The sequence below is a fragment of the Chloroflexota bacterium genome (genome assembly GCA_026389585.1).
Classification (GTDB): Bacteria; Chloroflexota; Dehalococcoidia; order UBA2247; family RBG-13-53-26; genus JAPLHP01.
The window spans coordinates 1-6822 of the sequence record JAPLHP010000031.1; the positions used below are offsets into that span (position 1 = coordinate 1).

A 6822-nucleotide genomic window follows, 5' to 3' on the forward strand; every position below is an offset into this window, starting at 1 on the left:
GGGTTTTCTGGGCGCGAACCCAAGCTTCGAGAATCCGCTGCTGCTCCGGGGTCAACGCGATGGGGTCAGTTGTTTTCCACATGCAGACAGTATAAACCAAACCCCCATCATTGTCAAGTTATTAGCGATACACTAGACTAGTGGGTGTTGGCGGTTCTTTATTCAGTTTGTGTACTACCGTTTCCATTTCCCTGTTTCTCCTCAGTATGTATTTGTCCATCTCTGTAGCCTCCCTGTGAGGATAGCTACAGTGTAGACCATACGGTCAATTGCAGAATTTACTCATTTTGGTTCCAAGGATTCTCCGCAGCGTGGGCAGAACTTCTGCCGCCGAGGTGGTTCGTTCTTCTTACTGTTCAGCACTTTGTCTACGAACAAGCCTCCAGCGATGAAACCAGCCACAAGACCCCCGATATACCAAAACCAATTTATTTCCATTTTCGCCTCCCTCTCGTCTGATTTTTCAGTATAAGTCTGGCCTGAATACGACTGAAGATTGACCACTTCGCAACTGCATTTCCACCTTTAGCCCTGTCTTCATGGGTTCGCCTTGTCATACCCTTGCTGTTCCAATCAACTCTATCAACCTCTTATCCTTGATAGTCACCATCATGGTGGATAGTTGAGACCGCTTCCCAGGTAGGAAATTGGGGGGGAAAATAACTTCATGTTGTGACTCCATAGCTTCGTATCCCCCTAGTATCGGTGAAACCCACATTCGGGCAGGTTGAAACGCGTACACCAAGCCACTATCGAAGTTGAATCTGACCGTGATTTGATCTTCTGTAGTATTCTGCCTCTTTATCAGATCGATGTATTCCACAACAAGATGCAGCCAATCTTGCTCATGCCCAACCTGTTGCTTCTTGTATTCTTCCAGAGGAATGAGTTCAGATATGCGGGCATCCCGCTCTCTTGTATCTTTGCTCCATTTCACATAGGGGAAAAGAAAACAAAGAGTAAAGAACAGGATAAATGTACTCATCCCCAACAGTACACTGGAAACTGCAATCTGCCATGTCTCTTTGCTCTGTAGGAGACCGTAAAGTAGACCGAACAATGAAAGTGCTGCAATTGGGAAAGAGAATTTCAGGCAATTGGTGAGTGTGAAGCCGTGTTTCTTACTCCACATCCTCACCACCTCGCCCCAGAACTCTCGCCATTCTTTGAACTCTGGCATTTTGTTTTCCTCCTACCACTTGGGCAGGAGGATAATCTATAACTACACCATCTTGCAAGAGAACCGAAGGATGGGGTGTTTGGACATCTGCACAGATAACCGCTAGAATCTTCTACAGATGGCTGTACAAGGAATCGTGGGGCAATATACAGAACTCATGATACAATCCAGTGATTTACGCTGCAATTAGATGCTCTTCGAAATCTCAACGCTTGACATAAATATATACCTTGGCGAAGATTTTGCGGTACGACAAGCTAGCCAGGTGCTGAGCAGATGACAAAACCAGCACCTTATGCCAGCGGAACGAGCAACCCACCGCTGGAGTATATCTTCCACCCACGATCGATCGCACTGGTTGGCGCGTCCACTGACCCCCTGAAATGGTTTATCAATGAGTTCTATATTGAGCCGCTGATCCGGATGGGGTACCAGGGCAAAATCTACGCGGTAAACCCCAGAGGGGGTGAGATATTAGGGCTCCCTGTCTACGCTCACTTAAGGGATATTCCTGAGCCAGTGGATCACGTTATATCCTGCATCCCCGCCCGGGAAACAATCCAACTTCTTGATGAGTGCCGTGAGGTAGGTACCAGGATACTACAGCTTTACACTGCTGGATTTGCTGAGACTGGCGAGCCGGAAGGCGTTGAGTTGCAGAGAAAGCTTTTGGAGGCTGCCCGTCGCAACCATGTACGCATCCTCGGTCCCAACTGTATGGGCATCTATTGCCCAACATCGAGAATGAGTTTTTGTATTAACTATCCTTATGAGGCCGGACCGGTTGGGCTCATCTCGCAAAGCGGCAGCAATGCCACATATATTATCCGCAGTGCTGTGGTACGAGGTCTTGGCTTCAGTAAGGCCATTAGCCATGGTAATGCTTGCGACATCAATGAGTGCGACCTCCTGGACTATCTGACAGATGATCCTGAAACCAAGGTTATCGCTGCCTATATCGAGGGTACTTCTGATGGAGAGCGTCTGCGTAAGGTGCTTGCCAGGGCTGCCTCCACCAAGCCGGTGGTTATATACAAGGGAGGATACACTGACGGCGGTGCCAGGGCTGCTGCTTCTCACACCGGTGCTTTGGCTGGATCAGATGCTGCCTGGGAGGGATTGCTGAGGCAGGTCGGTGCCATAAAGGTATGTAGCGTTGATGAGATGGTAGATATGCTGGTGGTACTCCTACGCATGGCGCCACCTGGGGGATTGAATGTCTGTGCTGTGGGCAATGGTGGGGGTGCCAGTCTGCTGGCCACTGATGAACTGGAGCGGGCTGGTTTCAGGCTGCCACCTATACCGCCGAAGATAAGGGATAGAATGAAAGAGCTTATGCCCCTGGCAGGCAGTATGCTCCGTAACCCTATAGACGCCAGTCCTCTGATGGGTATTGAGCAGGGACGGCTGATTAACTCAGCCGGTATGTCAGGGTGGGAAGAGGCCCTTCCGAAGATGCAATTCCGACGGGGAGACAAGGGGATGGGTGATTTTATAAGTGCTTTAGAGGATTGGCCGGAACTAGATTCCTTGATACTTCACTGCTCTATCGACTCGATGCCCGGCATCGTCCGTGATTGGGCAATAACCACTGGGGTAGGGCCATTGATCGTGGCTGCGAAGACCTGCCGCCTGCCGGTAGCCACAGTAATCCACTTTATAGCAAATGAGGACGCATGGGTGGCATCCCTCAAAACGCAGAGACTCTGCATTGAAGCCGGGTTCCCTGTTTTTCTATCAATGAGAGGGGCTGCCAGAGCTATTCGGAGGCTGATGGATTTTGAGAGGGCTCACCCTGGAATGCTGGCCCAGCTACAGGGAAAGGTGAAATAACCGTATTCGTCTTCAGGATGCGCCACTGCGGTGTTGGATAGACTAACAGCAAAAGGGCAGTGGCGTATTCAGGAATAGACCTGTTCCATATCGAAACGATAGGTCTCGATCACAGGGTTGGCGAGAAGCTTATGGCACATTTCCTCTAATTGAGCTTTAGCCTTAATCAGACTCTTTTCCTCTAACATTATCTCCATATACTTCCCTGCCCGTACGCTGCTCACTTTTGGGAAGCCCAGATCGTGGAGAGCTCCCTTAATGGTAAGCCCCTGCGGATCGTTGACTGTGGGTTTGAGCGTAATGTAAACCTTAGCTAAGTACATTGTCTTTAATGATCCCTGATAGTGTGTTGCCTGTCAATTTTAGATAGGCTTCCTGGTATCTCTCTGAAGTCTTCCTGATGAGATCAGCGGGGAGCATCGGTGCAGGTGGTTCCCGGTTCCAACCCGAGGCTGTTAACCAGTCTCGAACCATCTGTTTGTCAAAGCTTGGCTGAGGTTTGCCAGGTTCATAGCTGCTGGCATCCCAAAAACGGCTGGAGTCTGGTGTGAGGAGTTCATCAATCAAGATAACCTGGTTGTCAACAAGCCCGAACTCCATCTTGGTATCAGCAATAATTACGTTTCTGGTTCTGGCATATTCGTCAGCAAAGCTGTAGACAACCAGGCTTTTTTCTTTAAGTTCTTCAGCCAGGGCTTCTCCGAGCAGTTTGACCAAGTCTTTCATTGAGAGAGGCTGATCGTGTCCAGCGTCAGCCTTGGTGGTGGGGGTGAATATTGGTTGCGGCAGCTGCTGTGATTCCTTCATACCTGAACGCGCAGTACTGCCATGAATAGTACCATGCTGGACATATTCTGCCCAGGCTGAGCCCGATAGGTACCCCCTAACAACGCACTCGACAGGAATTCGTTTTGCCCTTTTGACGATCATGGAACGATTGACTAAGAATGAAGGATAAGTGTATCCACTGATATTGTTGACGTTAAGCTGACTGATATCCTTGATCACTTCGATTAAGTGATTGGGCACAAGGTGAGCGGTCCTCTTGAACCAGAAAGCCGAGAGGAGATTGAGCACAATCCCTTTCTCAGGTATGCCACAGGGTAGAACCACATCGAAGGCAGAAATACGGTCGCTGGCTACAATCAGGAGTCTATCGCCCAGCTCGTAGTTGTCCCGCACTTTGCCCCGGTGAAGGAGAGGAAGGGATAAGTTGGTCTCAAGCACAACAGCCATGTGGCGTCAGTTCTATGATTCGTCTTCTTCGGGCAGGTCTTACTGCTGCAAGTTTAACACAGCACGCTTTTCTGTGGCAACCGCAACATCCTCGCCTTGACTTGGGTTGGGAAGTCAGGTATGATAGGGCACTATTGGAGCACGATTGTAATGCCGAAGCGGACTTATCAGCCTAAGAAGATTCACCGGAAGAGAGTGCACGGGTTCAGGCTCCGGATGCGGACTCGTGGTGGGCGCGATGTTTTGAAATCCCGGAGATTCAAAGGGCGCTATAAATTAACAGTTTAGGGTTATTAGGAAGTACCCCTTGTGCCCGCACTAGCGATGAGAAGGGAACAGCGCCTTACCCTGAATGGTCAATATATTGCAGTCTACAGCCGTGGCAAGTCTTGGGCCAATAAACTACTGGTAATGAGGGCTATTCCTAATGAGTTGGAACATAGCAGGTTTGGGTTTTCCGTCAGCAAGCGAGTGGGCAAAGCAGTAGTACGGAACCGGGTAAAGAGATTGCTGCGAGAGAGTGTGCGATTGAGTTCCTGGAAGCCCGGGTGGGATGTGGTATTCATTCCCCGCAGTGCTGCTGCCACGGCCGAGTACAATGAGATCAGGAAAGCTCTGGATGAGTTAGCCCGTCGAGCAAGGTTGAGGGATTAAGTAATGAGAAGGATTTCTTTAGGCCTGATTCGGTTCTATCAATCGACCTGGTCGAGATTTGTCCCTTCTGTCTGCCGTTTTGAACCTTCTTGCTCTCACTACACCTATGAAGCGATCTCAAGATATGGTTTGCCCAGGGGTATATGCATGGGCATGAGAAGAATTCTCCGCTGTAATCCGTTCAGTGCCGGGGGTTTTGACCCCGTACCTTGATGTATGACTCGCGTTACTTGTTTGGAAGCTATAGATTAATGATCTCCGATATCAAGAAGTTCAAACCGATTAAGGCAATCTCCATTATTCTGCTTCTGTTGTGCATTCTTCTCGTAACAGGATGTACCAGCGCCCCAAGCAGAGGATGGTCCGGGCCCCTGGTCAAGGAAGGTGTCCTCTACGTTGGCACTATTGAGGGCAAGGTTATTGCTCTGGATCTCACGTCCATATCCGACGGTACCCCCGATCTTAAGTGGGATAAGGACGTGGGGGCAGCAACGGGAGGGGGAGGGTTTAGTTGTTCAACCCGGGTTTCCAAGCCGATGGGGGTGTATGGAACACCTGTGCTGTATGAGGGCAGACTCTACGTTGGGGCATACAATGGAGATATCCTCTATTTCAACATCAGTGATGGGAGCAGGAGCGACCCTTTCTCGACCGATGGTGCTATTGTTGGGGACCCGGTGGTGGATGGTGACAGCGTCTTTGTGGCTAGTTCGGACGGGAAGTTATATGCGTTCGATCTTGATCTGCATCTGAAACCGGGCTGGCCGTTTAAGACTGGAGATAAGATCTGGTCAACGCCGGTGGTTAGGAATGGTATAGTCTACATCAGCTCTGCTGACCACAAGCTCTATGCCGTGGATACAGCGAGTGGCAAAGAGATATGGCACTTTGAGGCAGAAGCAGCCATCCTGTCTACCCCTCTGGTGGTTGATGGAACGATGATCTATATAGGGGCCTGTGACCGCAAGTTCTATGCCCTTGACGCAGCGACGGAAGAAGAGCGGCTCAATGCTGTCTCCAGGCAGGAAGGGAGCCCGGTTCCAGTGAGGGAGGCGAAGAGTGTTTTTGATGGGGCGGGAAACTGGTTCTGGACGCAGGCTCTACCCTACAACGGTGAAATATGGGTGGGATGCCTCGACCACAGCGTTTATGCCCTTGACGCCGTGACTCTGGAGGAAAGGGCGAGAGTAACAACCCAGGGAATGGTGTATGCGCCTCCGGTTCTCTTGGGGGACCGTATCATTGTGGGCTCACAGGATGGCAGAGTATATGCCATTGACCCTGAAACCAGGGATTGGACAGCGTACACCATTGAAGGTGACACCGACTCCTCTACACCAGATGTGTATGTATCTCAGGATACGGAGCTACTCAAGGAGGCCAAGAAGCCGCTCGCACCTATTTTTGCGCCTCTCTATGCTGGCTCTGACAATGATACAGTCTATTTCCATGCTCAGGACGGCACCCACACGCTTTATGCTCTTGCCTTGTCTACTGAAGAGGTTGTTTGGAGTTTCCGGACGGACAAGATCAGTGAGTGAGGCATAGCCTTGGGCATATGGAACCTCATTGTTCTCCACCCCATACTGAACTTCCTGGTAGTTCTGTCTAACGTTCTCTTCCACAACTTTGGCCTCGCCATCATAGCCCTCACCATTATCGTGCGGTTGGTAATACTACCTCTCACCGTGTATCAGCTCCGCAGCTCCAAAAAGATGTCCGAGGGCATGAACGAAATAAAGCCGAAGTTGGAGCAGATAAAGAAGAAGTATGCCAAGAACCCGCAGAAGCTGCAGCAGGAGACGATGAAGCTCTACAAGGAAGCAGGGATCAGCCCTTTGGGTTGTCTTTCCTCTCCCATGTTGATTTCGCTGATCATCCAGATGCCTATCTACATTGGTCTCTACCGGGCCGTTGTC

General features: G+C 50.3%; 10 protein-coding genes. 6 read left to right on the forward strand and 4 right to left on the reverse strand.

The window, feature by feature from the left end; translation table 11 throughout:
- Window positions 1-282 precede the first annotated feature (282 nt).
- Window positions 283-438 carry a hypothetical protein gene (locus NTZ04_02545; protein ID MCX5991198.1) on the reverse strand — a complete coding sequence of 52 codons (156 nt, stop codon included), beginning with the start codon at window positions 436-438 and terminating at the stop codon, window positions 283-285.
- Window positions 439-553: 115 nt separating this feature from the next.
- Window positions 554-1180, reverse strand: coding sequence for a hypothetical protein (locus NTZ04_02550; GenBank protein MCX5991199.1), 627 nt, complete (start codon window positions 1178-1180; stop codon window positions 554-556).
- Window positions 1181-1456: 276 nt separating this feature from the next.
- Between NTZ04_02550 and NTZ04_02555 the strand changes: the two genes are divergently transcribed.
- Entirely contained in the window at window positions 1457-3013 is a 1557-nt protein-coding gene (locus tag NTZ04_02555; GenBank protein MCX5991200.1) for a CoA-binding protein, read from the forward strand.
- Between the two features lie 68 nt (window positions 3014-3081).
- Here NTZ04_02555 and purS read toward each other — a convergent pair whose 3' ends face one another.
- Together purS and NTZ04_02565 are read right to left on the reverse strand one after the other, a co-directional pair.
- On the reverse strand, window positions 3082-3336 hold the full coding sequence (purS, locus tag NTZ04_02560) for a phosphoribosylformylglycinamidine synthase subunit PurS (GenBank protein MCX5991201.1): 255 nt from the start codon (window positions 3334-3336) through the stop codon (window positions 3082-3084).
- Window positions 3323-4249, reverse strand: a complete 927-nt coding sequence (locus tag NTZ04_02565) for a phosphoribosylaminoimidazolesuccinocarboxamide synthase (GenBank protein MCX5991202.1) — start codon at window positions 4247-4249, stop codon at window positions 3323-3325. The genes purS and NTZ04_02565 overlap by 14 nt, the downstream gene beginning before the upstream one ends.
- A gap of 150 nt (window positions 4250-4399) precedes the next feature.
- On the opposite strand from NTZ04_02565, the gene rpmH reads away from it, so the two are divergent.
- From rpmH to yidC, 5 genes are all read left to right on the forward strand, one after another.
- Window positions 4400-4537, forward strand: coding sequence for a 50S ribosomal protein L34 (rpmH, locus tag NTZ04_02570; GenBank protein MCX5991203.1), 138 nt, complete (start codon window positions 4400-4402; stop codon window positions 4535-4537).
- A gap of 21 nt (window positions 4538-4558) precedes the next feature.
- Entirely contained in the window at window positions 4559-4903 is a 345-nt protein-coding gene (gene rnpA, locus NTZ04_02575) for a ribonuclease P protein component (GenBank protein MCX5991204.1), read from the forward strand.
- A gap of 3 nt (window positions 4904-4906) precedes the next feature.
- Window positions 4907-5116, forward strand: a complete 210-nt coding sequence (gene yidD / locus NTZ04_02580; protein MCX5991205.1) for a membrane protein insertion efficiency factor YidD — start codon at window positions 4907-4909, stop codon at window positions 5114-5116.
- Between the two features lie 38 nt (window positions 5117-5154).
- Complete coding sequence (locus NTZ04_02585) at window positions 5155-6444, forward strand: PQQ-binding-like beta-propeller repeat protein (protein MCX5991206.1); 1290 nt, start codon at window positions 5155-5157, stop codon at window positions 6442-6444.
- 9 nt (window positions 6445-6453) lie between these two features.
- On the forward strand, window positions 6454-6822 hold a 369-nt coding region (gene yidC / locus NTZ04_02590; GenBank protein ID MCX5991207.1), incomplete at its 3' end, for a membrane protein insertase YidC.